This is a genomic window from Lysobacter sp. Root604, assembly GCF_001427505.1.
GTDB lineage: Bacteria > Pseudomonadota > Gammaproteobacteria > Xanthomonadales > Xanthomonadaceae > Lysobacter.
On sequence record NZ_LMGS01000013.1, the window covers coordinates 76,639 to 99,080 of the forward strand.

General features: G+C 69.4%; 24 protein-coding genes. 6 read left to right on the forward strand and 18 right to left on the reverse strand.

What is annotated here, in order from left to right; translation table 11 throughout:
* Positions 1-65 precede the first annotated feature (65 nt).
* The 5 genes from lptB to ASD69_RS20085 all read right to left on the reverse strand — a co-directional run bounded on the left by lptB (position 66) and on the right by ASD69_RS20085 (position 3,523).
* Positions 66-785: an LPS export ABC transporter ATP-binding protein gene (lptB, locus tag ASD69_RS20065; protein WP_056182821.1), complete on the reverse strand. Its 720-nt coding sequence runs from the start codon at positions 783-785 to the stop codon at positions 66-68.
* A complete protein-coding gene (gene lptA, locus ASD69_RS20070) occupies positions 785-1,309 on the reverse strand; it encodes a lipopolysaccharide transport periplasmic protein LptA (protein ID WP_056182824.1) in 525 nt (174 codons plus the stop codon). Before lptA ends, lptB begins: the two co-directional genes overlap by 1 nt.
* Positions 1,290-1,856, reverse strand: a complete 567-nt coding sequence (gene lptC / locus ASD69_RS20075) for an LPS export ABC transporter periplasmic protein LptC (RefSeq protein ID WP_056182827.1) — start codon at positions 1,854-1,856, stop codon at positions 1,290-1,292. Before lptC ends, lptA begins: the two co-directional genes overlap by 20 nt.
* Entirely contained in the window at positions 1,853-2,401 is a 549-nt protein-coding gene (locus tag ASD69_RS20080) for an HAD hydrolase family protein (RefSeq protein ID WP_056182830.1), read from the reverse strand. The genes lptC and ASD69_RS20080 overlap by 4 nt, the downstream gene beginning before the upstream one ends.
* Positions 2,402-2,506: 105 nt before the next feature.
* Positions 2,507-3,523 (reverse strand): KpsF/GutQ family sugar-phosphate isomerase, encoded by a 1,017-nt coding sequence (locus tag ASD69_RS20085; RefSeq protein ID WP_056182834.1) that lies wholly within the window; start codon positions 3,521-3,523, stop codon positions 2,507-2,509.
* Between the two features lie 478 nt (positions 3,524-4,001).
* On the opposite strand from ASD69_RS20085, the gene ASD69_RS20090 reads away from it, so the two are divergent.
* The 3 genes from ASD69_RS20090 to ASD69_RS20100 all read left to right on the forward strand — a co-directional run bounded on the left by ASD69_RS20090 (position 4,002) and on the right by ASD69_RS20100 (position 7,728).
* Complete coding sequence (locus ASD69_RS20090; protein WP_056182837.1) at positions 4,002-4,241, forward strand: BolA/IbaG family iron-sulfur metabolism protein; 240 nt, start codon at positions 4,002-4,004, stop codon at positions 4,239-4,241.
* 113 nt (positions 4,242-4,354) lie between these two features.
* On the forward strand, positions 4,355-5,611 hold the full coding sequence (murA, locus tag ASD69_RS20095) for a UDP-N-acetylglucosamine 1-carboxyvinyltransferase (protein WP_056182840.1): 1,257 nt from the start codon (positions 4,355-4,357) through the stop codon (positions 5,609-5,611).
* Positions 5,612-6,657: 1,046 nt separating this feature from the next.
* Positions 6,658-7,728, forward strand: coding sequence for a hypothetical protein (locus ASD69_RS20100; protein ID WP_056182841.1), 1,071 nt, complete (start codon positions 6,658-6,660; stop codon positions 7,726-7,728).
* 119 nt (positions 7,729-7,847) lie between these two features.
* Here the strand turns inward: ASD69_RS20100 and ASD69_RS20105 are convergent, their stop codons facing one another.
* The 7 genes from ASD69_RS20105 to purM form a co-directional block, all read right to left on the reverse strand.
* On the reverse strand, positions 7,848-8,546 hold the full coding sequence (locus ASD69_RS20105; protein WP_056182844.1) for a DUF3108 domain-containing protein: 699 nt from the start codon (positions 8,544-8,546) through the stop codon (positions 7,848-7,850).
* Positions 8,546-9,259, reverse strand: coding sequence for a DUF3108 domain-containing protein (locus ASD69_RS20110; RefSeq protein WP_082576662.1), 714 nt, complete (start codon positions 9,257-9,259; stop codon positions 8,546-8,548). The genes ASD69_RS20105 and ASD69_RS20110 overlap by 1 nt, the downstream gene beginning before the upstream one ends.
* Positions 9,260-9,353: 94 nt before the next feature.
* The gene (gene purN / locus ASD69_RS20115; protein ID WP_056182847.1) at positions 9,354-10,016 is read right to left on the reverse strand and encodes a phosphoribosylglycinamide formyltransferase; all 663 of its coding nucleotides are present in this window, start codon (positions 10,014-10,016) and stop codon (positions 9,354-9,356) included.
* Positions 10,017-10,110: 94 nt separating this feature from the next.
* Positions 10,111-10,518 carry a DUF4259 domain-containing protein gene (locus tag ASD69_RS20120; protein WP_056182850.1) on the reverse strand — a complete coding sequence of 136 codons (408 nt, stop codon included), beginning with the start codon at positions 10,516-10,518 and terminating at the stop codon, positions 10,111-10,113.
* 118 nt (positions 10,519-10,636) lie between these two features.
* Positions 10,637-11,113 carry a hypothetical protein gene (locus ASD69_RS20125; RefSeq protein WP_056182852.1) on the reverse strand — a complete coding sequence of 159 codons (477 nt, stop codon included), beginning with the start codon at positions 11,111-11,113 and terminating at the stop codon, positions 10,637-10,639.
* Positions 11,110-11,718, reverse strand: a complete 609-nt coding sequence (locus ASD69_RS20130) for a DUF2238 domain-containing protein (RefSeq protein ID WP_056183210.1) — start codon at positions 11,716-11,718, stop codon at positions 11,110-11,112. The genes ASD69_RS20125 and ASD69_RS20130 overlap by 4 nt, the downstream gene beginning before the upstream one ends.
* A 108-nt stretch (positions 11,719-11,826) precedes the next feature.
* Positions 11,827-12,855, reverse strand: coding sequence for a phosphoribosylformylglycinamidine cyclo-ligase (purM, locus tag ASD69_RS20135; protein WP_200944041.1), 1,029 nt, complete (start codon positions 12,853-12,855; stop codon positions 11,827-11,829).
* 159 nt (positions 12,856-13,014) lie between these two features.
* On the opposite strand from purM, the gene ASD69_RS20140 reads away from it, so the two are divergent.
* The 3 genes from ASD69_RS20140 (at position 13,015) to hda (ending at position 16,056) form a co-directional block, all read left to right on the forward strand.
* A complete protein-coding gene (locus ASD69_RS20140) occupies positions 13,015-14,088 on the forward strand; it encodes a DUF2066 domain-containing protein (protein ID WP_056182862.1) in 1,074 nt (357 codons plus the stop codon).
* Between the two features lie 75 nt (positions 14,089-14,163).
* Entirely contained in the window at positions 14,164-15,315 is a 1,152-nt protein-coding gene (locus ASD69_RS20145; RefSeq protein WP_056182865.1) for an AI-2E family transporter, read from the forward strand.
* Between the two features lie 45 nt (positions 15,316-15,360).
* Positions 15,361-16,056 (forward strand): DnaA regulatory inactivator Hda, encoded by a 696-nt coding sequence (hda, locus tag ASD69_RS20150; protein WP_056182868.1) that lies wholly within the window; start codon positions 15,361-15,363, stop codon positions 16,054-16,056.
* Positions 16,057-16,759: 703 nt separating this feature from the next.
* On the opposite strand, the gene bluB is transcribed toward hda, so the two are convergent.
* From bluB to cysG, 6 genes are all read right to left on the reverse strand, one after another.
* Positions 16,760-17,488 (reverse strand): 5,6-dimethylbenzimidazole synthase, encoded by a 729-nt coding sequence (bluB, locus tag ASD69_RS20155; protein ID WP_056182873.1) that lies wholly within the window; start codon positions 17,486-17,488, stop codon positions 16,760-16,762.
* A gap of 43 nt (positions 17,489-17,531) precedes the next feature.
* On the reverse strand, positions 17,532-18,083 hold the full coding sequence (locus tag ASD69_RS20160; protein WP_056183212.1) for an RNA 2'-phosphotransferase: 552 nt from the start codon (positions 18,081-18,083) through the stop codon (positions 17,532-17,534).
* 42 nt (positions 18,084-18,125) lie between these two features.
* Positions 18,126-18,824, reverse strand: a complete 699-nt coding sequence (gene murU, locus ASD69_RS20165; RefSeq protein WP_056182876.1) for an N-acetylmuramate alpha-1-phosphate uridylyltransferase MurU — start codon at positions 18,822-18,824, stop codon at positions 18,126-18,128.
* Positions 18,821-19,837: a phosphotransferase gene (locus ASD69_RS20170; RefSeq protein WP_056182880.1), complete on the reverse strand. Its 1,017-nt coding sequence runs from the start codon at positions 19,835-19,837 to the stop codon at positions 18,821-18,823. The genes murU and ASD69_RS20170 overlap by 4 nt, the downstream gene beginning before the upstream one ends.
* A gap of 154 nt (positions 19,838-19,991) precedes the next feature.
* Positions 19,992-20,969, reverse strand: coding sequence for a cysteine synthase A (gene cysK, locus ASD69_RS20175; protein WP_056182883.1), 978 nt, complete (start codon positions 20,967-20,969; stop codon positions 19,992-19,994).
* A gap of 36 nt (positions 20,970-21,005) precedes the next feature.
* Positions 21,006-22,433 carry a siroheme synthase CysG gene (gene cysG, locus ASD69_RS20180; RefSeq protein WP_056182888.1) on the reverse strand — a complete coding sequence of 476 codons (1,428 nt, stop codon included), beginning with the start codon at positions 22,431-22,433 and terminating at the stop codon, positions 21,006-21,008.
* Positions 22,434-22,442 lie beyond the last annotated feature (9 nt).

Sequence of the window (22,442 nt, forward strand, 5' to 3'; positions counted from 1 at the left end):
GGCCGCACGCGTGTTCCAGAATGTGGCGGAAACGCCGACTGGAACCCTGCGCAATCGAGCTAAGGTTACAGGCGGAAGGTTTCGCCCAGGTATACGCGACGGACGTCGGGATTGGCCAGCAGCGCGTCCGGAGCCCCCTGCGCGAGCACGCCGCCTTCGTTGAGGATATACGCCCGGTCGCAAATGCCCAAGGTCTCGCGCACGTTATGGTCGGTGATCAGCACGCCGATGCCGCGATTCTTGAGGTGGCGCACGATTCGCTGGATCTCGCCGACCGAAATCGGGTCGACGCCGGCGAAGGGCTCGTCCAGTAGCATCAGCCGCGGCTTGGCGGCCAGCGCGCGCGCGATTTCGACGCGGCGGCGTTCGCCGCCGGACAGGCTGGCGCCGATCTGCTCGGCGACGTGGCTCACCTGCAGCTCGTCCATCAGGTTGGCCAGCTCGCGCTCGCGGCCGTTGCGGTCCAGGTCCTCGCGCAGTTCCAGCACCAGGCGCAGGTTGTCGGCCACGCTGAGCTTGCGGAACACCGAGGGTTCCTGCGGCAGATAGCCCACGCCGTACTTGGCGCGCGCGTACATCGGCTCGCTGGTGATGTCCTTGCCGTCCAGCACGATCTGGCCGGCATCGGCCGGGACCAGGCCGACGATCATGTAGAAGCAGGTGGTCTTGCCGGCGCCGTTGGGGCCGAGCAGGCCGACCACTTCGCCGGCGTCCAGCGTCAGGCCGAAATCGCGCACCACTTCGCGCGAACGGTAGGCCTTGCGCAGGCCGCGGGCGACCAGCATCAGCGGCCTCCCTTGGCCGGCGCGGCGGGCTTGCCCTTGGGCTGCAGGCGCAGGTTCACGCGGCCGCCGGTGCCGCCGCTCTCGATCTGGCCGGTCTTCATGTTGTAGACGATGCGCTCGCTCTTGATCGTGTCGCCGGCCTTGTCGACATAGGCGTTGCCGGTGAGGATCACGGTGTCCTTGGGCATGTCGTAGTCGACCTTGTTGGCGCGGCCGTTGAACGGCGAGCCGTCGTCGAGCTGCTGCTTCAAGGTCACCTGCGAGCCGGTCAGGGCGACGTAGCTGATATCGCCGTCGGCGCGCTTGATGTCGGCCTTGGCGGCGTTGATGACCAGGGTGCCCTGGACGATCTTGACGTTGCCGGTGAGTACGCAGGGGCCGGTGTCGCTGGCGACCGAGCAGTTGCTGTGGTCGGCGCCGACGTCCATGGGCTGGTTGCGGTCCGAAGAACGCGCATGCGCCGCGGCGGCCGCCAGCAGGGCGACGATCAGGCACAGCACCTGCTTAGCGGGCTTTCGCTTCATAGCGGACCTTGACGTTGGGGATGTTGACGTTCTTGGTATCGAGATCGGCCTGCAATCCCGAGCCGGTCATTATAGTGCCCGGCTGAACCACCTTAACCGGAACCGCCGAAGTCGCCTTGTTCGTGTCGGGGAACACGTTCAGTTCTTCGGAGGTGATGCTGATCGGCTTGCCGCCGGCGTTGGTGCTGTCGGCCTTGACCGCCCCGCGCAGGCGCACCTCGTCGGCCTTGGCGCTGACCCAGGCGGCCTTGGAGCGTACTTCCCAGGCGCCGCCGCCGGCTTCGCCGGTGGGCGGGATCAGGAAGGTCGGGGTGGCGATGTCCATGGTCTTGACGTTGGGATCGCGCGTCAGCTTGGGCGCGCGCAGGGTGAAGGATTCCTTGCCCTGTTTGTCCAGCACCACCACTTCGAAATCGTTGAGCACGTAGTCCGAGCGCCCGCCGGCGGCCGGACCGCCGTGGTCCTTGCTGCGTTGCGACCACAGCGCCCAGCCGCTGGCGAGCGCGCCCAGCACCAGGAAGGCGGTGATCAGGCCGCGCCAGCTCATTCCAGCACCTGCGCCAGCAGGCGCTCGGCGTGGCCCTGCGCGGCCAGCAGCAGGTCGCACAGCTCGCGGCCGGCGCCGCAGCCGCCCTGGGCGCCGGTGCGCCAGTGCACGCGCTCGCGTACCCAGGGGTGGGCGTTGGCGGGCGCGACCGCGAGGCCGACGTGGGCCATCGCGCGCAGATCGGGCAGGTCGTCGCCCATGAAGCTGACCTCGTCCAGGCCCAGGCCCAGGCGCTGCGCGATCTCGCGCACGCAGGCCAGCTTGTCGGCGACGCGCGTATGCGCCTCCAGGCCGAGTTCGGCCGCGCGCTGCTCGGCGATGGTGCTGGCGCGCGCGGTCACGAAGGCCACCGCGATGCCCGCTTTGCGCAGCAGCACCAGGCCCTGGCCGTCGTGGACATGGAAGGCTTTGAGTTCGCGGCCCTCGCTGTCGAAGATCAGGCGGCCGTCGGTCAGGGTGCCGTCGACGTCGAAGCAGGCCAGCCGGATCCGGGCGGCGCGTTCGCGGATTTCGGCGGGGTAGTCGTTGAGGTGGCTATAGGGCACGGGAATGGGGAATCGGGAATAGGGAATTGTTATACGCGGCGAACAGGTGGGAATCGGAGGAAGCCCAAAGGCGATTCCCAACTCCCTATTCCCCATTCCCGGCCTTTAAACCACTCTAGCGCGCAACAAGTCATGAATATTGAGGGCGCCGACCACGCGTTGTTCAGCGTCCACCACCAGCAGGCCACTGATCTTGTGGGTTTCCATGAGCTGCGCGGCTTCCACCGCCAGGGCCTCGGGGCCGATGGTCTTGGGCGCGCGGGTCATGACTTCGACGATCCGGGTCGAACGCAGGTCCACGCCCGGGTCGTCGAGGGTGCGGCGCAGGTCGCCGTCGGTATACAGACCGAGCAGGCGTCCGCCGTCGTCGACCACCGCGGTCATGCCCAGGCGCTTGTGGCTCATTTCCACCAGCGCCTCGCTCACGCTGGCGTCGGCTTTGATGCGCGGCACGTCGTCGCCGGCGTGCATGATGTCGGTGATGTGCAGCAGCAGGCGCCGGCCGAGCGCGCCGGCCGGATGCGAGCGGGCGAAATCGTCGGCGGTGAAGCCGCGCGCTTCCAGCAGCGCCACCGCGAGCGCGTCGCCCATCGCCAGCGAGGCGGTGGTGCTGGAGGTCGGCGCCAGCGCCAGCGGGCAGGCCTCGGCCGGCACGCTGACGTCCAGGTGCACATCGGACTCGCGCGCCATGGTCGACTGGGCGCGGCCGGTCATCGAGATCAGCTTGTTGCCCTGGCGCTTGAGCACCGGCAGCAGCATCAGCACTTCGTCGCTCTCGCCCGAGTAGGACAGGGCCAGCACGATATCGGCGTCGGTGATCATGCCCAGGTCGCCGTGGCCGGCTTCGCCCGGGTGCACATAGAAGGCGGGGGTGCCGGTGGAGGCCAGGGTGGCGGCGATCTTGCGCGCGACGTGACCGGACTTGCCCATGCCGGTGCAGACCACCCGCCCGCGCGCTTCCAGCATCAAGCGGCAGGCCGCGGTGAAGGCGCCGTCGATGCGCGCGGCGACCGCGGCCAGGGCCTGCCCCTCGATCTCGAACACGCGCCGGCCGCTGGCGGCCAGGCCGGCGTCGGAGACCGGGTGCGGGGCGGGCGCCGCGCTGAGGGGGGAGATCGTCATCGGGACATTCGCTCTGGGGCGGGGCGGCGGGGGCGCTCCGGGTCGGAAAGGGGCCGGCGGGTCGCGGCGCGCAGGCGGGCCTGGCTCGCCGGGGCGCGTGGCCGACAGGTCGGTGGGACGGGCCGTTCCCTTGCCGCCATTCCGGACCGCGGGGCTTTCCGCTAGGCTAATCCGTGAATTCTATGCGGTTCGTCCGCTGAATGCCCGTCTAGCCGGGCGTCGCAAACGCCCAGCTAGCGCGGCCAGGGACTGGCCGCGTCGGCGAAACCCGCGCGCAAGCGCAGGAATCGCCGCGAGCGCGTCCGGGCTGGTCCCGGGCTGGCGACGCGAGGGGCGCCCCGGACGGGCGCGCTTCGACCTCCGACAGGCGGGCCGCCAGCGGCACCCTCACCCCTCCACGGCTCGCCGGGCCGCGCGCAGCATCGCGCCGACCGTCGTGCCGTCGTCCTCCGACCGACCCCAAGGCTGTGCCCCAGACGTGAACGCCGAAACCATCCAATCCTTGATCGAACAGGGCCTGCCCGGCGCCCGCGCCGACGTGCGCGGCGACGACGGCGTGCATTTCGAAGCCACCGTCGTGGCCGAAGCCTTCCGCGGCAAGCTGCCGCTGGCCCGCCACCGTCTGGTCTACGCCACCCTGGGCGAGCGCATGGGCGGAGAAATCCACGCCCTCGCGCTCAAGACCCTGACCCCCGAAGAGGCCGGGAATCGGGAATAGGGAGTCGGGAATCGGGCCGCGCCTGTCGCGCTCCGATTTCGCCGCGACCTTCAATCCTATCGCCCGCTCTTAACCATTCCCGATTCCCCATTCCCGATTCCCGGCGGAAAAACATGCAGAAGATCGTGGTCGAAGGCGGACAGCCGCTGAACGGCGAAGTCCAGATTTCCGGCGCCAAGAACGCCGTGCTCCCCATTCTGTGCGCGACCTTGCTGGCCGACGCGCCGGTGACCATCCGCAACGTGCCGCACCTGCACGACGTGGTCACCACCGCCAAGCTGCTGGGCGAGCTCGGCGCCGGCGTGGTCACCGACGGCGCCACCATCACCGTCGATCCGACCACGGTCAACAGCCACGTCGCGCCCTACGAGCTGGTCAAGACCATGCGCGCCTCGGTGCTGGTGCTGGGCCCGTTGCTGGCCAAGTACGGCGAGGCCGAAGTCTCGCTGCCGGGCGGCTGCGCGATCGGTTCGCGTCCGGTCGACCAGCACATCAAGGGTCTGCAGGCCCTGGGCGCGCAGATCTCGGTCGAGAACGGCTACATCAAGGCCCATCGCAACGGCCGCCTCAAGGGCGCGCGCTTCGTCTTCGACGTGGTCAGCGTGACCGGCACCGAGAACGTGCTCATGGCCGCGGTCCTGGCCGAGGGCACCAGCGTGCTCGAGAACGCCGCGATGGAACCGGAAGTGGTCGACCTGGCCGACTGCCTTAATGCGCTGGGCGCGAACATCGAACACGCCGGCAGCGGCCGCATCGTCGTGCACGGCGTCGAACGCCTGCACGGCGGCAGCCACGACGTGCTGCCCGACCGCATCGAGACCGGCACCTTCCTGGTCGCCGCCGCGATGACCGGCGGCCGCGTCACCACCACCCGCAGCCGCGCCGACACTCTGGATGCGGTGCTCGACAAGCTGCGCGACGCCGGCGCCGTCATCGAAGTCGACGGCGACCGCATCACCCTGGACATGCAGGGCCGCCGCCCGCGTTCGGTCGACCTGACCACCGCCCCGTACCCGGCGTTCCCGACCGACATGCAGGCGCAGTTCATGGCGCTCAACTGCATCGCCGAAGGCGCGGGCGTGATCAACGAAACCATCTTCGAAAACCGCTTCATGCACGTCAACGAACTGCTGCGCCTGGGCGCCGACATTCGCGTCGATGGCCACACGTCCGTGGTGCGCGGCGTGGCCAAGCTCAGCGGCGCTCCGGTCATGGCCACCGACTTGCGCGCCTCGGCTTCGCTGATCCTGGCCGGGTTGGTTGCCGATGGCGAGACTACGATCGATCGCATCTACCACCTGGATCGTGGGTACGAGAACATTGAGGCGAAATTGTCGCAGTTGGGGGCGAAGATTCGTCGGATTGGTTAAGCGCTCCGCGCTTGAACATGAGAGGCCCGCTCGATGCGGGCCTTTTCTTTGGCCGCCCTGCGAAAAGCGCCGCGCGCACAAAGAGTCCGCGTGCGCGGAGCCTTTACGATGAGGCACTGGCTAAACTTGAAGCTGCCGATGGTGGTGCTTACGGTGCATTCTGTCCGATATGAACGCTAGAGACGCACTAGATCTGGAACGAGGAGTTGCCAGGCTCGACGGGTTTCTCGCGGGATTGGCCGCCATGAATGGAGGGCTGCGCGACTATTCGTCATTCTGCTACATCGTTCGGATCGATGATGGGCAGTCCATAGATAGGGCTATCAAGGACTATTGCCACTGGTTTCCTCAGCTGCGATTTTCCTCGGTGATACGGTTGGAAAGAGGGACGCGGGATCTGGAACATTCACTCCGCCCGTATCTGGTCAGGGATGCTCCGAAGACAAGTCAGGGTGACCTGCTCAATCTGCGGCATCACTTGTCGTTCAAGGTCATGGACATGATATCGGCTGTCTTCGAGGGGCCCTGCCAGCTCGAAGTTTTTGAGCTGCATTCGGAGTCAAGGCCTCGTAGTTCGAAATGCGTCTACTACGGCGTTTGCGCGCGAGGCGTAGCGGTTGTTCTGCAGTTCAATGACGATCGCAACTTCGAGAGTGTTACAGGAGACTAGAGAGGCCGAAAACAGGCTGCAGAGTGGGCTTTCTCAGTGGCGGGCGACAACGGCTGCCTACTCCTTCTTTTCGCCCTTGAGCGACGGCGTTGCGGCTCCCGTCCGCTTCCCTCCGCCGTTACTTGCACGCTCACCAACACCACATCGTCAATGCCCTCCAAAATTGGCGGTGGCGATGCCGGTTGCGCGTCGCCTGCCGGCTGATGTGCGGCGGGGTTCGCGCGCTAGGTACACTCCCTGGGCCGATGCCGACGAAGGCTCGCACTTTCAGGTGAGCGGTGCGGCGTTTACGGTAGGGGAACGATCACGGAACGCCATCGCCTGGCCTCGATGCGGCCGGCGCGGCGTATGACGCACGCCTTTTGACGGAGACGATATGGACCTCGATACGCTCGTACGCGGCGGTGCCGGCCGTGGCGATTACAGCCATCTGCTGCCGTTCGCCTGGATGCTGCCCACCTATTACGCGGCGCCGGCGGGCAAGGTGATTCCCTCCAGCGGCGCACCGCTGCTGCAATTGCCCGATCCGGATCTGCAGGCCCGCGCCCAGCGTCTGCTCAACGTGCTGTATTGGACGGCGCAGCGCCATGCCAATCTCGACGGCATGGTCGACGAGCAGACTTTAAAAGTCTTCCTGGCGCCAGAGTTCCTGTTCCGGAAAGGAGCGCAAGCCGCCACCGCAGCCACCGATGCCGGTTTCGGCGCCTATCCGGAATCCCTGCGCCACGAGTTGGCCGGAGCCCTGTATAGCGCGATTAATGGGACGCCGTTGTTCAAGAACTGGCTGCTGGTAGCCGGCAGCCTGTGCGCGTCGCTAACGCAGCGAAGGGGCTTGCTCAACACCACCTTTGTGCTGCGCGGCCAGCGCGCGCAGATGGATGCATCGCCGCCGTACGTGCTGCTGGAAAAGCTGTACCGTCCGCGCCTGGACGACGCCGCTGCAGCGCACCTGGCCGACGCCGACCAGAGCCTGGCCAGCCGCTACGCCTTGGACCCGGAGCAAAGCCTGGACAACCTGATTCGCTGGGACGGAATGATGCTGGGCGTGGAGTTGGGCCTGGACCACGGCCAGCAGACCCTGCGCAACGATATGAACTACTTGGGCCGCGTGCTCGGGCCGGAGGTGCCGGGCCTGGACCTGCAGCTGATCGCATCCTGCGGCACGTCCATCATCGATCCCTCCTGCGCGGTCAAGGACGGCGGGCTGGTCGTTCTGGCCGACGGCCACCACACCGCCAGCCAGGCTTCGATCGAGCCGCGCTTCCAGATCGGCCGCTACGACGCGCAACGCGGCGTGTTGGTTCCCTTGCTGTCCAGCGATATCGTGTTCAGCGAGCTGCCGCGCGGCGACGATTACCAGATCGATTACATGCGAGGACGCTATGCCCAGCTCGGGCGGCGGCAAGGGGTGTGGTCCTGCAAGGCGAAAATCCCGCTGCAGGGGTGAGGATATTCGCGCCGGCCGCGGAGGACGGCATCGACAGGCCGGTCGAACCTCGTGCGCCCTAAAACGAAGAGCCCCGCGATCGCGGGGCTCTCGTTGTCGCTCACGGGCGAGAACGGACGTCAGCGCACGCCGCGCACGCGCAGGTCGATCGCGTCCTGGCCCTTGTCGCGTTGCAGGATGCGCGCGGGCACCGGCATGCCGTCGACGACCCAGGCGATGGTCTGTTTGTCGCCGTTGCTGCTGATCAGCTTGGTCGCGGTCTGGCTCTTGCCGCCGATGTCGATGCTTTCCTTGCCGGCCACGGTGTAGGTCAGTTGCTTGACGCGGCCGTCCTCGACCATGCGGTAGCTGATGGGCTTGCCGGCGCCGGCGTCGCGCACCAGGGCCAGGTTGATCAGCAGCGCGTCCATGTCGCCGGCGAGCAGCGGGATCGGGCCGGCGCGGTTTTCCTTGACGTCGCCGGTCCAGGTGGCCACGCCGCGGTTCCAGTCGTAGTTCGCGTTCTTGACCTGCTTGCGGGTCAGCACCTTGCTCGAGTCGCTGCCCGAGATCGGGCGCCACTGGCCGCCCTTTTCCTCGAACACGGTCGACTGGCTGAGGTTGGCCAGCGGGCTGCTGACTTCCAGGCTGTACTTCCAGCGGCCGGGGCCGGCCGCGGCCAGGGTCATGCGGCCGTTGCCCTGCATGCCCATGTAGCTGGCCGTGTAGTCGGCGCTGAAGGGCTTGATCGCGAGCGCGGGCAGGCTGGTCAGCGCCAGCGCGCCGGCCAGCAGCCAGGGCGACGGACGCAGCGACGGAACCTTGGGGGTAAGGGCCATCAGTTCACTCCTCGGTATTCGACCAGACGCAGGTCGTAGGTATCTTGACCGTTTTCGCGTTGAAGAATGCGAACGGGGGTCGGAACGCCTTCCACGACCCAGATCACGGTCTCTTCGTTGCCGCTTTGGACCCGGTTCACGCGCATGGCGTTGTAGCCCATGTCGGCGACCGACACGCTTTCCAGTTCCTGCGCGACCACGTACTGATGCGGGCGCACGCGGCCGCCGTCGACGAAGCGGTAGGCCAGGGTCTTGCCGGGCTGGGCGTCGCGGATCACGGCCAGATTGATCAGCAGGCCGCTCATGTCGCCGTCCTGCAGCGCGATGGGCTTTTGCCGGCTTTCCTTGACGTCGCCGGTCCAGCGCGCGCTGCGCTTGTTCCAGTCGTAGATGCCGATCACCTGGCGCTTGGAGAACACCACCTTGCGCACCAGCGCCTGGCTGAGCGGGCGGTAGGTGTCGCCGACCAGGTCGAACACCGTGCTCTGCTGCGCGGCCGCGCCGGCCAGGCCCATCATGCCGTGCTCGGCGCGGATATCCAGGTCGATGCGCCAATGGCTGCCGGAGGGCACCACCTGCATGGTCGCGTCGCCCAGCACCTTGCCGCTGTTGTAGACCTGGTAATCGGCCACGAACGGCTCCAGCGCGCAGGCGCGTCCGGGGAGCAGCGCGCCGAGCAGGACGGCGGCGAGCAGGGGCAGCGATGACTTCATGGCGGGAGCGGGGTCCTTGGGGCGCGAGGGCGTCGACGGACGAGTAGGGCGGAAGGGCGCGTATGCGTATTGGACCGGGCGTACGCGCTCGGGTTCAGGGCTGCAGCGTGTGTCCGGCGGAATCTAAACGCAGGGGGGTAAATAGCGGATGACCATCCAGGGTCACGGTTGCGCCCTGTTCAGCAATCCGGCCCGCGACCGCCAGCTGCAGCGTGGCCAGCAGCAGCGGGTGTTCCACCGAAAGTACGCGCGCGGCCAGGACCTCGGGGTCGTCGCCGTCGGCGATCGGCACCACCGCCTGCGCGATTACCGCGCCGGCATCTAGCTCGGGGATCACGAAGTGCACGCTGGCGCCGTGTTCGCGGTCGCCGGCCTCGATCGCGCGCGCATGCGTGCGCAGGCCGCGATGAAGCGGCAGCAGCGAGGGGTGGATGTTGAGCAGGCGGCCGCGGAAGCGTTCGACGAAGTCGGCGCCGAGGATGCGCAGGTAGCCCGCGCACAGCACCCAGTCCGGCGCGCAGGCCGCGACCGCGTCGCCTAGCGCGGCGTCGAAGGCCTCGCGCGAGGCATAGCCGCGCGGGTCGTCGCTCCAGCGCAGCGCGGCCGGCACCCGTTGCAGTGCCGCCGCCCCAGGCTTGTCGGAACACACCCCAACCACCTCGGCGGCGAGCCGGCCGTCGGCGATCGCGTCCAGCACCGCCTGCAGGTTGCTGCCGCGTCCCGAGGCGAGGACGGCGATGCGGGGAAGCTGGGGCATGCGGGCGGGATTCGGGAGCGGGCCCGCATTTTAGGCGATCCGCTGCGCTGGGCGCGGTTCGGGCCGCGATTGCGCTGCCTTGCGACGGTCGCGCTCAGGCGCCCACGTGCGAGCGCAGGCGCGCGACGTCCGCGCACCAGTCCTCGTAGTCCTCGGTCTCTTCCCAAAGCTCGCGCAGTTCCGATTCCGGGGCCAGGATGCGCTCGAGCGCGCGCAGCGCCTCCGGCACCAGGCTGGGGTCGCCCTGCAACTGCAGCCGCGCCAGCCAGGCCTGGAATTCGGCCTCGTCCTGGATCGCGGCGGTGGGCCGGCCCAGGGTCGCGGCCAGCACTTCGATCGCGGCCAGCGCTTCCACGGCCAGGTCCGAATCCAGGTAGTCGTCCTCCGCCAGCACCTGCGCGATCGCCGCGCGCATCGGCGCGAGATCCTCGCCTTCGATCAGGTCCAGCAGCCAATCGCTGGCGTGGTCGTTGTCGAACGAACCGATGCCCCAAGCGCCCATGCGTCCTCCGTGACGGCGGGCCGAACGCCGTGTGGGTGAGTCGGCGCGGGCGCGGCCAAGCCGCCTGCGAGCGCGCAGTGTCGCAAGAAACCTGAGGTGGCGCGCGTTCGCGGCGCTTTCAGTCCGCGCCGGGCTCCAGCGCCAGCAGGGCTTCGTGGGCGGTGACGGCGTCGGCGCCGCCTTGCGCGGCGATGGCTTCCAGCACCGGGCGCAGGGCGCGCGCCTGGCGCGCCAGTTCCGGCGCCAGCGCCTGCTGGTCGCGGTCGGGCTCGAACGACAGCGCCAGGTCGAAGAAGGCCTCCAGCGCCGTGCTGCGCGCCCAGCCCTGGCCGTGGCGCATCAGTTCGCCCAGAAACGGCAGCACCGCCAGCGCGATCGCGTGGTAGGTGCCGGCGTGGTTGTTGCCCACCGCGTACAGCACGGCGTGATAGGCGCGCTCGCTGCTGGTGCGGTCGTGCGCGTGCAGGGCGTCGGCCAGCGCCGCGCGTACCTGCGCGGCGTCGCTCCATTGCGGGCGCTCGTAGGCGTCCCAATCGACCGCGGCGACGCGGCGCTCGAAGTCCTGCAGGGCCGGCGGCAGCGCGACGGCGTTCATGCGCGGGCGCGGCGGCGCGGCCAGGCCGCGAGCGAACCGAGGGTGGCCAGGAACATGTCGGTGTGCGCGTCCCAGACGTCGCCCTGCTGGCCGTTGTAGGACTCGGCCGCTTCCGGCGACATGCCCAGCGCGATCGCCCATTCGATCCATTCGTAGATCAGGCTGGTGCACATGATCGCGGCGACTGCGAGCACGAAGGCCTGGCGCGCGCTCAGCGCCGGCCAGCGCTGGCGGAAGTACTCGCGCACCGCTGGCGCGAAGCACACGCCGTAGAGGAAATGGATCAAGCGGTCGAAGTGATTGCGTTCGAAGCCCAGCGCGCGATCCAGCGACCAACCGCCGGTCAACCACTGGATCCAGCGGTCGTAGGGCACGTAGGAGTACAGCCAGCGCGCGGCCACGCAGTGGGCCATCATGAACACGCAGATCGCGATGAAGTGGCTATCGCGCATCGGCCAACGCCGGTTGTGCAGCCACAGCCAGACCAGGCCGACCACGGTCAGCACACTGTGCATGCCCTGCTCGAAAGGGCTGGTCGGCGCGATCCAGCTGATCGCGAACACGGCCAGGACCACGGCCAGCGCCGCCTTCTTGATGGCGTTCATGGCTTGGAGCAAGAAGTGAGCGTGGAGTAGTGAGCAGCGAGCGAAAGCGCCCGCGTCGCAGGGGTATTGCTCCTACTCACTTCTCTCTCCTCTAAGCTCACTCCTGCTTCAACCGATATGCACGCGTTCGCCGTCGGCGTGCGCGACCACCCGGCCGATGCGCCAGTTCGCCAGCGCCATGCGCTCCAGCTCGGCTTCGATCTCGGCGGCGTCTTCCGGCGCCACGATCAGCACGAAGCCGATGCCGCAGTTGAAGGTGCGCCACATTTCTTCCTGGGTCACCGCGCCTTCGCGCTGCAGCCACTGGAACACCGGCGGCAGTTCCCAGGACGCGGCGTCGATGTCCAGGCCCAGGCCGTCGGGCACCACCCGAATGATGTTCTCGGTCAGGCCGCCGCCGGTGACGTGGGCCATGGCGTGGATCTTGTGGGCGCCGCCGTTGGCGCGCAGCAGTTCCAGCACCGGCTTCACGTACAGGCGGGTCGGCGCCATCAGCGCGTCGATCAGCTTGACCCCGCCCAGGTCGGTGTCGGCCGGGCGGCCGGCGCGGTCGTAGATGCGGCGGATCAGCGAATAGCCGTTTGAATGCGGGCCGCTGGAGGCCAGGCCGATCAGCAGATCGCCCTCGCGCACGCGGCTGCCGTCGAGCAACTGCGACTTCTCGACCGCGCCGACGGTGAAGCCGGCTAGGTCGTATTCGCCCGGCGGGTACATGTCGGGCATCTCGGCGGTCTCGCCGCCGATCAGGGCGCAGCCGGACTGCTCGCAGCCGGTGGCGATGCCGCTGACCACGGCCGCGGCGGTGTCCACGTCGAGCTTGCCGGTGGCGAAGTAGTCGAGGAAGAACAACGGCTCGGCGCCCTGCACCAGCACGTCGTTCACGCACATGCCGACCAGATCGATGCCGATGCTGTCGTGGCGGCCGAGCTGCTGGGCCAGCTTCAGCTTGGTGCCCACGCCGTCGGTGCCCGAGACCAGTACCGGCTCGCGGTACTTGCCCGACAGGTCGAACAGCGCGCCGAAACCGCCCAGCCCGCCCATGACTTCGGGACGGAAGCTGCGCTTGACCATCGGCTTGATGCGTTCGACCAGGGCGTTGCCCGCGTCGATATCGACGCCGGCATCGCGGTAGGTCAGGGGAGTGGGAGCGTCGGGGATGGAAGCGGTCACGGCGGCTCCGGCGGGCGCGAGTAAGAGGACAAGCCCGACATTTTACCAGTCGCGGAGCGCGCGAATGGACGTTCCGGCCCCACTACGGCACCATTTCATCCATTACGCACCTATCTAGGGACAGCGATGGTTCGGGCAATCCGCGTTTTACTGGTCGCGACCCTGCTGCTGGCGAGCTCTGCCGCCTGGGCGCAGCGTGTCGAAGGCGATCGTGCCAAGGCCGAGGGCGTTTACGCGGCCGAAGTGCCGGTCAACGGCCAGGGCGAGGCTGAGCGCAACGCGGGCTTCGCGCGCGCGCTGGCGCAGGTGCTGGGCAAGCTGTCCGGCGACCGCGGCGCGGCCGCGCGCCCGGGCGTGGGCCAGGAATTGCGCCGCGCCAAGGACTACGTGGCCGGCTACGACTACCGCCAGGACGAGGGCGTGGGCCCGACCGGGGCGCCCAGCTACCGCACCACCCTGGTGGTCAATTTCGACCAATCCCAGGTCGACAGCCTGGCCTCGGTGCTGGGTTTGCCGGTCTGGCCGACCCCGCGCCCCAAGCCGGTGCTGTGGCTGGCCATCGACGACGGCAGCGGCCCGCGCCTGGTCGGCCTGGCCCAGGCCAACGCCGCTCGCTCGACCCTGAACCGCGCGATCGAGCGCGGCTACCGCCTCGGCCTGCCCACCGGCAACGCGGCTGAACAGGCCGCGGTCGGCGCGATCTGGCGCGGCGACAGCGCCGCGGTCGCGCGCGCCTCGGCCCGCTACAGCCCGCCGATGCAGCTGATCGGCAAGCTCTACCGCTCCAAGGCCGGCTGGAAGGCCGACTGGATCTTCGTCGACAGCGGCAAGGTGCTGTCGACCTGGACCAGCGAAGAGGCCGACGCCCGCCGCGCCTTGTCCGGCGGTGCGGACGGCGCCGCCGACGCCCTGATGCGCCGCTACGCCAAGCGCGGCACCGCCGCCGGCCCGCCGGGCAACTACCGCGTGACCTTCACCGGCATCACCAGCAGCGACGATTTCATCCGCCTGTCCGGCTACCTGCAGCGGCTGGCCGTGGTGCGCCGGATCACCCCGGTACGCGCCAGCCCCAGCGGGGTCGAGTTCGAGCTGGAGCTGATCTCCGGCCTGCAGGGCTTCAAGCGCATGACCGAGGGCGACGACGTGCTCGAGGCGCAGGAAGGCCTGGAAGGCCAGCCGCCGGTCTACCGCCTGCGCTGACCGGCTAGGCTGGGCCCTCATGGCGACGCGCCGTTCACCGGCGCGCCGCCCGCTCGCAACCCATAGGATCCGCGGATGGAAACCACCCCCCTGCACGACATCGCCCAATTCCTGCGCCGCCTGCAATGGGCCGCGCTCGGCCTGGGCGCGTGCTGGCTGCTGTGGCTGCTGGCGCCGATCCTGACCCCGTTCGTGGTCGCCGCCCTGCTGGGCTGGCTGGGCGACCCGCTGGTCGACCGCCTGGAACGCGCCGGGCGCTCGCGCAACGTCGCCGTGACCCTGGTGTTCACCGCCATGGCCTTGCTGGTGCTGCTGGTGCTGGTGATCCTGGTGCCGCTGATCGAGCGCCAGATCTCCACCCTGATCGCCTCGCTGCCCAGCTACCGCGACTGGTTCATGAACACCGCGCTGCCGTGGGTGGAAATGCGTACCGGATTCGAGATCACCACCTGGCTGGATCTGGAGCACATCAGTCAGCTGGTGCGTAGCAACTGGGAGCGCGCCGGCGGCGTCGCCAGCACCCTGCTGGGCTATCTGTCGCGCTCGGGCTTCGCCCTGGTCGGCATGGCCGCCAATATCGCGCTGCTGCCGGTCATCACCTTCTTCTTCCTGCGCGATTGGGACCTGATGGTCGCGCGTGTGGCCTCGCTGGTGCCGCGCAACCACCTGAGCACCGTCGGCCGCCTCGCGCGCGAGTCCAGCGACGTGCTCGGCGCCTTCCTGCGCGGCCAGTTCCTGGTGATGCTGATCCTGGGCGTGATGTACGGCCTGGGCCTGTGGGCGGTGGGCCTGGACCTGGGCATCCTGATCGGCCTGATCGCCGGCCTGCTGACCTTCGTGCCCTACCTGGGCCCGGCCAGCGGCATCGTCCTGGGCACCATCGCCGCGCTGGTGCAGTACGGCGACTGGAAGTACGTCGCCGGCGTACTCACCGTGTTCGGCATCGGCCAACTGATCGAAGGCTATTGGCTCACGCCCAAGCTGGTCGGCGACCGCATCGGGCTGCATCCGGTCGCGGTGATCTTCGCCGTGCTCGCCGGCGGCCAGTTGTTCGGCTTCCTGGGCATGTTGCTGGCGCTGCCGGTGGCGGCGGTGGCCAACGTGCTGCTGCGTTACGCGCAGGAGCGCTACACCCGCAGCCGTTTGTACGCGGGCACGCCGTCGTCGATCCTGCTGGAGCCGGGCCCGCTCGTCGTGCCGACGTCGGCCGAACGCGAACCCGAGTGAGCCGGCTGCGATCCGCGATGAGTCTGCCGCGATGAACCTGCAGCGATGAGCGTGCCGCAGCTGCCCTTGGCGCTGCGCTACCCGCCGGACCAGCGACTCGACACCTTCGTCGCCGCGCCGGCAGGAGCGATCGCGCAACTGCGCGCCTTGGCCGAGCAGGCCGGCGGCGATTGGCTGTACCTGGCCGGCCCCGCGGGCGTCGGCAAGACCCACCTGCTGCTGGCCGCCTGCGCCGCCGCCGAAGCCGCCGGACGCCGCGCCGCCTACCTGCCGCTGGTCGCGGCCGCCGGGCGCCTGCGCGACGCGCTAGAAGCGCTGGAAGGCAACGACCTGCTGGCACTGGACGGCCTGGAGGTCATCGCCGGCACGCGCGAGGACGAGATCGCCCTGTTCGACGCCCACAACCGCGCGCGCGCCGCCGGCGCGGCGGTGATCTACGCCGCGCGCGAAGCCCCCGACGGCCTCGCCCTGAGCCTGCCCGACCTGCGCTCGCGCCTGTCGCAATGCGCGCGCATCGCGCTGTCGCCGCTGGACGACGACGGCCGCGCCGAAGTGCTGCGCCAGCGCGCGCAACGCCGAGGTCTGGTCCTGGAAGAGGCTGCGCTGGATTGGATGCTCAAGCGCGTCGACCGCGAGCTGGCCGGCCTGACCGCGCTGCTTGACCGCCTCGACCGCGCCTCCCTGGCCGCGCAGCGCCGCATCACGGTGCCGTTTCTGAAGCAGACGCTGGAGCAGCGTTGAGGCGTTAACGATACCGGCCCGCTACGAGGCCGGCGCTAGCCCCTGTAGGAGCGGCGCAAGCCGCGACCGCGACATCGGCTTGCGTCGAATGTGTGTGTCGCCGCGCTAACGCAATCGCGGCTCACGCCGCTCCCACAGGAAGCAGGGCTGCACGCGCCTGTGTGCACGATTGTGGTTGTGGTCATCGCAAGCCTCGCCGTAGCGACGCACCCACCACTGTGGGAGCGGCGTAAGCCGCGATCGCGGGACTCGCTTGCGTCGTGAGTGGGGTGCCAAGTGGTGGTCGCGGCCTGCGTCGTTGTCGCAGTGGCGCGGTCGCGGCTTACGCCGCTCCTACTCCAAAGCCCCAAGACGGGACGTCGAGCGAATGGCTCAACGCCCGCAGCGCGTGTAACCCGGCACGTTCAAACCCAGCACGATGTCGCGCTGCACGCGCCAGCCCGTGCGCGCGTCGCCTTACGGATGGGCGATGCCGTTGCCGCCGTAAGCCAGTTGCTGGCGCGCGCGGCGGTCAGGCGCGGGTCGTCGTCGAACAGCACGTCGCCCAGGTAGTACGTACAGCGCCCCGGCTCGGGCTTCGGCCGCTCGAGCGCTTGCGAGGGCGCCGCATAGCAGCAAGACATGCAGGCAGGCGGTGGCGACTCCACGCATGATCCGCTCCCAATGAACGATGCCCGCGGACGCAGGGGCGGGCGGACTCCTCCTAACCGCCGCGAGCCGGGTCCCGATCGGGCTCGCCGGCCAGCAGCGCGCTGCGCAGCGCGGGGTCCTGCACCTCACCGCCCCAGGCATTGGCATGCACCAGATCCTGCAGCGGCAGGCGCGAGCGCCAACCGCGCGTTTCCAGCTCCGGTCGCTCCAGGAACTGGCTGACATAGCCCAGACACAGGTAAGCGAGCGGTTCGACGCCCTCGGGCAGACCGAGCACGCGCGCCAGTTCGCGGGGTTCCAGGATGCTGACCCAGCCCACGCCGATGCCCTCCGCGCGCGCGGCCAGCCACAAGTTCTGCACCGCCAGGCAGGCGCTGAACAGGTCCGCGTCCAGCATGGTGTTGCGACCCAACACATGTTCGCCGCCGCGGCCGCGGTCGCAGGTGATGCACAGATTGATCGGGCTTTCGACGATCCCTTCCAGCTTGAGCTGCCGATAAAGTTCGGCGCGTTCGTCGCGGTAGTTGTGCGCGGCCTGCGCATTGGCTTGCGCGTGCAGAGCCTTCACTTCGTGCTTGACCGCCGGATCCTCGACGACGATGAAGTCCCAGGGCTGCATGAATCCCACCGACGGCGCATGGTGCGCGGCGCGTAGCAGGCGCTCAAGCACGTCCGCGGGAATCGGGTCGGGCAAGAACTGCGAACGCACGTCGCGGCGCTCGAAGATGGCGCGGTAGACGCCGCCGCGTTCAGCGTCGGAGAAACGGTGCCCGGCGCTCATGCGCCCATGCTCCTGTGGTGGCGTCGCGTTGCGGGCGTCGGCCTCATGTCTGCGCCGGCCATTCGATGAATTCCGCCGGGACCGCGTCGGTCAGCCACACGCCGTTGTCGGCGCGGAAGAAAGCGGCGCCTTGTGCGTGCATCTCGCCGGCGCGCACCTGCAGCACTACCGGCCGTCCGTGGCGACTGCCGACCTTGAGTGCGGTATCGCGGTCGGCGGACAGGTGCACGTGCTGGCGGCTCTGCTTGCGCAGGCCTTCGGCGCGGATCGCCTCAGCGTGGCGAGTGGCGGTGCCGTGGAACAGCCGGGCCGGCGGCTCAATCGGCGCCAGGGCCAGGTCGATGTCGATCGAATGGCCCTGATTGGCGCGTATGCGATCGCCGTCGTCGCTGAGCTTGAAACGCTGCTTGTCGTTGTCGCGCACCAACTCGCGCAGCAGCTCGCGGTCGTAGCGTTTGCCGTGCGCGGCGGCCTTGGCGATGAGTTCGTCCACGTCGGCCCAGCCTTCCGCGTCCAGTTGCAGGCCGATGGCCTCGGGTTCATGGCGCAGGATCAGGCTGAGGAATTTGCTGAGCGGCTTGTGTCGGTCGGTCATATCGCCGCGCATGCTAGCAGTTCGTCGGACGATGCCTGGCGCTCAGCCCGGCAGGGCCGCGTCCAGTTCGGCCAGCCGCTGCGGCGTGCCCACGTCGGTCCAGCGGCCGCGGTGGTGTTCGCCATGGATGCGGCCCTCGGCCATGTGCGCGCGCAGGATCGGCGCCAGACGGAAGCGCGGCGGAGTGTCGTCGGCGCCGGCATCGCGGCTGTGCGCACGCCACCCGTCCAGCAATTGCGGGCGATACACGCCGAGGCCGGCGTAAGTGAGGCGGTGCGCGCCGTCGCTGCGCACCAGTCCGTCCTCGTCCAGCGCGAAATCGCCCTGGGTGGCCTGCGGCGGCCGATCGACCATCACCAGATGCGCCAGTCCCTCGGGCTCGCGCGGCAGGCGCGCGAAGTCGAAGTCGGTCCAGACGTCGCCGTTGACCAGCAGGAAGGGCGCGTCGCCGAGCAGGGGCAGGGCATGCAGCATGCCGCCACCGGTTTCCAGCGGCGTGGTGCCTTCGTAGGAATAGACGATGCGCAGGCCCCAGCGTGCGCCGTCGCCGAGTGTGCGCGGGAACTGCTCGGCCAGCCAGGAGGTATTCACCACCACCTCGCACACCCCGCACGCCGCCAGCTTTTCCAGATGCCATTCGATCAGCGGCTTGCCGGCGACGGCGAGCAAGGGTTTGGGCGTGGTGTCGGTGAGCGGGCGCATGCGCTCGCCCAGTCCCGCCGCGAAGATCAGCGCCTTCATGCCGCGAGCCTCGCCAGCGCCGGACGGATGCGCGTGTCCAGCAGCTCCGTCAGCGCCTGCAATTCGGGATAGCGCGGCAGTACTTCATCCAGATAGGCGATGAAGCGCGGCGCATCGGGCAGGTACTTGGTCTTGCCGTCGCGGTAATGCAGGCGCGCGAAGATGCCCAGGATCTTGAGGTGGCGCTGCACGCCCAGCCAGTCGGCGTCGCGACGGAAGCGCGCCAGCGTCGGCACCGGCACGCCCGCGGCGACGGCGCGCTCGTGGTAACGCGCCAGCCAGGCGTCGACGCGGTCCAGCGGCCAGCTCAGAAACGCGTCCTTGAACAGACTGATCGCGTCGTAGGCGACTGGGCCGCGCACGCAGTCCTGGAAGTCCAGCACCGCCGGGCCCGGCTGCACCGGCATCAGATTGCGCGGCATGAAATCGCGATGGGTGAGCACCTGCCGCTGCGCGAGCGCGTTGTCCATCAGGCGACGCTGCACCAGCTCCAGGCGGTCGCTATCGTCGCAGTCGAGTTCCAGGCCCAGATGACGGCGCAGGAACCACTCCTCGAACAGGCCGGCGTCGCGCTGCAGCAGGGCCTCGCCGAACTCGCCCATGCCCTCGGGCGGCGCGATCGCCTGCAGCTTCAACAATTGTTCGATCGCGGCTTCGAAATACGCGTCGGCGCTGTCGGCGTCGATGATCTGGGCCAGGGTCGGGCCGCCCAGGTCTTCCAGCAGCAGGAAGCCGTGTTCGGTGTCCTCGACCAGCACGCGCGGCACGCGTACGCCGCCGTCTTCGAGCAACGCGCGCATGCGCAGCCAGGGACGTACGTCCTCCAGCGTCGGCGGCGAGTCCATGACGATGGCGCTGGCGGGCATGCCGGCCGCGTCGGGCGCGGCGCGCCAATAGCTGCGGAAGCCGGCGTCGACCGAGGCGCGCTGCAGTTGCAGGCGGCTGTCGCCGGTGGCGCGGCGGGCCCAGGCGAGGCGCTGGTCGGCGCGCTCGTCGGCGTGAAGCTGGGTCATGCGATCTCCGCGCGGCCAAGGGGGCCGCGAGCGCACAGGGTAAACGCCCCGGTGCGCGCGGTGAATGGCGGGTCGCGGATTGGGCGCGGGGAGCGCTGTGGGAAGGCGCGAGTAAGGCGATCGCGGCTCACGCCGCTCCCACAGGCAGCGGGGCTCAGGCCGCCACGTCTTCCTGCGCCAGCGCGGCCAGCCATTCGTCGTCGGAGCCTTCGGCCACGCCTTCGAACAGGAAGGTGGAGAGGTAGCGCTCGCCGGTGTCGGGCAGCATCGCCAGCAGCACGCTGCCGGCCGGCGCCTGCTCGGCGACCTGGAGCGCGGCGGCGACGGTGGCGCCGGCGGAGATGCCGACGAACACGCCCTCCTCGGCGGCCAGGCGGCGCGCGGTGTCGCGCGCGAGCACGTCGTCGACCGGACGGATCTCGTCGGCCACGCCGCGGTCCAGCACCGCCGGCACGAAGTCCGGGGTCCAGCCCTGGATCTTGTGCGGCTGCCAGTCCTTGCCGCTCAGCAGCGAAGCGCCGGCGGGTTCGGAGGCGATGATCCTCAGATCCGGACGCGCGAGCTTGAGCACCTGGCCGGCGCCGCTGAGGGTGCCGCCGGTGCCCCAGCCGGTCACGAAATAGTCCAGGCGCTTGCCGGCGAAATCGCGCAGGATTTCCGGGCCGGTGGTGCTGCGGTGGTAGGCCGGGTTGGCCGGGTTCTCGAACTGACGGGCCAGGAACCAGCCGTGCTGCGCGGCGAGTTCGGCGGCCTTGCGCACCATGCCGCTGCCGCGCTCGGCGGCCGGGGTCAGGATCACCTTGGCGCCGTAGGCGCGCATCAGCTTGCGGCGCTCGACCGAGAAGGTTTCGGTCATCACCGCCACGAACGGATAGCCGCGCGCGGCCGCGACCATGGCCAGGGCGATGCCGGTGTTGCCGGAGGTCGCCTCGACGATGGTCTGGCCGGGCTGGAGCGCGCCGCTGCGTTCGGCGTCCAGCACGATCGCCAGCGCTAGGCGATCCTTGACCGAGCCGCCCGGGTTGAAGGATTCGACCTTGGCGTACAGCGAGACATGCGCCGGCGCGATCCGCTGCAGTTTGACGATGGGCGTGTTGCCGATGGTGTCGAGGATGCTGTCGTAGAGGGCCATGGCGGGTCCTGATTCGGAAAAGAGGGAGGGGCGGATTCAGGCCGCGGCTGCCAGCGCCGGCGCGTGGCGCAGCGGCGCCGCGCCGTACCAGTGCAGGCGTTCGGCCAGGCCCGCGACTTCGCCCAGGATCAGCAACGCCGGCGAGCGCACGTCGTGCGCGAGCGCGGCGTCGGGCAGTTCGGCCAGGGTGCCGACCACGGTGCGCTGGTTCGCGCGCGAGCCGTTCTCGATCAGCGCGAACGGCGTGCCCGGGGCGCGGCCGTGGGCGATCAGACGATCGCGCAGGCGCTCCAACCCGGCCACGCCCATGTACACCGCCAAAGTCTGGCGTTCCTGCGCCAACGCGGCCCAGTCCAGTTCGTCCTCGGAGTCCTTGCAGTGCGCGGTCACCAGGCGCACCGACTGGGCGTGCTCGCGATGGGTGAGCGGCACGCCGGCGTAGGCCGCGCAGGCCAGGGCGGCGGTAATGCCGGGCACCACTTCAAAGGCGATGCCGTGCGCGCGCAGCACTTCGATTTCCTCGCCGCCACGCCCGAACACGAACGGGTCGCCGCCCTTGAGCCGGACCACGCGCTTGCCGGCGCGCGCATGTTCCAGCATCAACTCGTGGATGCGGTCCTGGGTGGTGTGATGGTCGCCGGCCTGCTTGCCGACTTCGATGCGTTCGGCGTCGCGCCGCGCCAGTCGCAGCACCTCGGCGCTGACCAGGCGGTCGTGCAGGATCACGTCGGCTTCGTTGAGCGCGCGCAGGCCGCGCAGGGTCAGCAGGCCCGGATCGCCGGGGCCCGCGCCGACCAGCACCACCGAGCCGCGCGGGGTGCGCGGTTCACGCGTTTCCAGGGCCTGCGCGAACGCGCGTTCGGCGGCGCGATGGCGGCGTTGGCGCAGCAGCGCCGGCAGTGGGCCGTCGAGCAGACGGTCGAAGAAGCGCCGCCGCGCGCCCAGGTCGGGGTAATGCGCGCGGATGCGCAGGCGTTCGCGCCCCAATAATTCGGCCAGTTCGCCCAGCGAGGGATCGAGCTGGGTTTCCAGGCGTTCGCGCAGATGGCGCGCCAGCATCGGCGCGCCGCCGCCGCTGGAGATCGCGATCTGCAACGGGCCGCGCTCGATGCGCGCGGGCACGTGGAAGCTGGACGCCTCGGCATCGTCGACGACGTTGACCCAGACCCGCCGCGCTTCGCCGGCGGCGGCGACGGCGCGGTTGACCTGCGCATCGTCGGTGGCCGCGATCGCCAGCCAGACCTCGTCCAGCCAGCGGTCGGCGAACTCGCCGCGCAGATGCCGGATGCGGCCCTGTTCGGCCAACTGGACCAGCGAAGGCTGCAACGCGGGCGCGCCGACCCGGACCTGCGCCCCGGCCTCCAGCAAGGCCTCGACCTTGCGCTGCGCGACCGCGCCGCCGCCCACCACGAGAACGGCGCGGCCGCGCAGGGCGGCGAACAGGGGGAAAAGACCGGTACTCATGTTCAGTGG

What these genes read in the sequence shown, in the direction of transcription:
- lptB (WP_056182821.1), bottom strand. Translation starts at nt 785, where the DNA reads ATGCTGGTCGCCCGCGGCCTGCGCAAGGCCTACCGTTCGCGCGAAGTG.
- lptA (WP_056182824.1), bottom strand. Translation starts at nt 1,309, where the DNA reads ATGAAGCGAAAGCCCGCTAAGCAGGTGCTGTGCCTGATCGTCGCCCTG.
- lptC (WP_056182827.1), bottom strand. Translation starts at nt 1,856, where the DNA reads ATGAGCTGGCGCGGCCTGATCACCGCCTTCCTGGTGCTGGGCGCGCTC.
- ASD69_RS20085 (WP_056182834.1), bottom strand. Translation starts at nt 3,523, where the DNA reads ATGACGATCTCCCCCCTCAGCGCGGCGCCCGCCCCGCACCCGGTCTCC.
- murA (WP_056182840.1), top strand. Translation starts at nt 4,355, where the DNA reads ATGCAGAAGATCGTGGTCGAAGGCGGACAGCCGCTGAACGGCGAAGTC.
- ASD69_RS20100 (WP_056182841.1), top strand. Translation starts at nt 6,658, where the DNA reads ATGGACCTCGATACGCTCGTACGCGGCGGTGCCGGCCGTGGCGATTAC.
- ASD69_RS20105 (WP_056182844.1), bottom strand. Translation starts at nt 8,546, where the DNA reads ATGGCCCTTACCCCCAAGGTTCCGTCGCTGCGTCCGTCGCCCTGGCTG.
- ASD69_RS20110 (WP_082576662.1), bottom strand. Translation starts at nt 9,259, where the DNA reads ATGAAGTCATCGCTGCCCCTGCTCGCCGCCGTCCTGCTCGGCGCGCTG.
- purN (WP_056182847.1), bottom strand. Translation starts at nt 10,016, where the DNA reads ATGCCCCAGCTTCCCCGCATCGCCGTCCTCGCCTCGGGACGCGGCAGC.
- ASD69_RS20120 (WP_056182850.1), bottom strand. Translation starts at nt 10,518, where the DNA reads ATGGGCGCTTGGGGCATCGGTTCGTTCGACAACGACCACGCCAGCGAT.
- ASD69_RS20125 (WP_056182852.1), bottom strand. Translation starts at nt 11,113, where the DNA reads ATGAACGCCGTCGCGCTGCCGCCGGCCCTGCAGGACTTCGAGCGCCGC.
- ASD69_RS20130 (WP_056183210.1), bottom strand. Translation starts at nt 11,718, where the DNA reads ATGAACGCCATCAAGAAGGCGGCGCTGGCCGTGGTCCTGGCCGTGTTC.
- ASD69_RS20140 (WP_056182862.1), top strand. Translation starts at nt 13,015, where the DNA reads ATGGTTCGGGCAATCCGCGTTTTACTGGTCGCGACCCTGCTGCTGGCG.
- ASD69_RS20145 (WP_056182865.1), top strand. Translation starts at nt 14,164, where the DNA reads ATGGAAACCACCCCCCTGCACGACATCGCCCAATTCCTGCGCCGCCTG.
- hda (WP_056182868.1), top strand. Translation starts at nt 15,361, where the DNA reads ATGAGCGTGCCGCAGCTGCCCTTGGCGCTGCGCTACCCGCCGGACCAG.
- bluB (WP_056182873.1), bottom strand. Translation starts at nt 17,488, where the DNA reads ATGAGCGCCGGGCACCGTTTCTCCGACGCTGAACGCGGCGGCGTCTAC.
- ASD69_RS20160 (WP_056183212.1), bottom strand. Translation starts at nt 18,083, where the DNA reads ATGACCGACCGACACAAGCCGCTCAGCAAATTCCTCAGCCTGATCCTG.
- murU (WP_056182876.1), bottom strand. Translation starts at nt 18,824, where the DNA reads ATGAAGGCGCTGATCTTCGCGGCGGGACTGGGCGAGCGCATGCGCCCG.
- ASD69_RS20170 (WP_056182880.1), bottom strand. Translation starts at nt 19,837, where the DNA reads ATGACCCAGCTTCACGCCGACGAGCGCGCCGACCAGCGCCTCGCCTGG.
- cysK (WP_056182883.1), bottom strand. Translation starts at nt 20,969, where the DNA reads ATGGCCCTCTACGACAGCATCCTCGACACCATCGGCAACACGCCCATC.
- cysG (WP_056182888.1), bottom strand. Translation starts at nt 22,433, where the DNA reads ATGAGTACCGGTCTTTTCCCCCTGTTCGCCGCCCTGCGCGGCCGCGCC.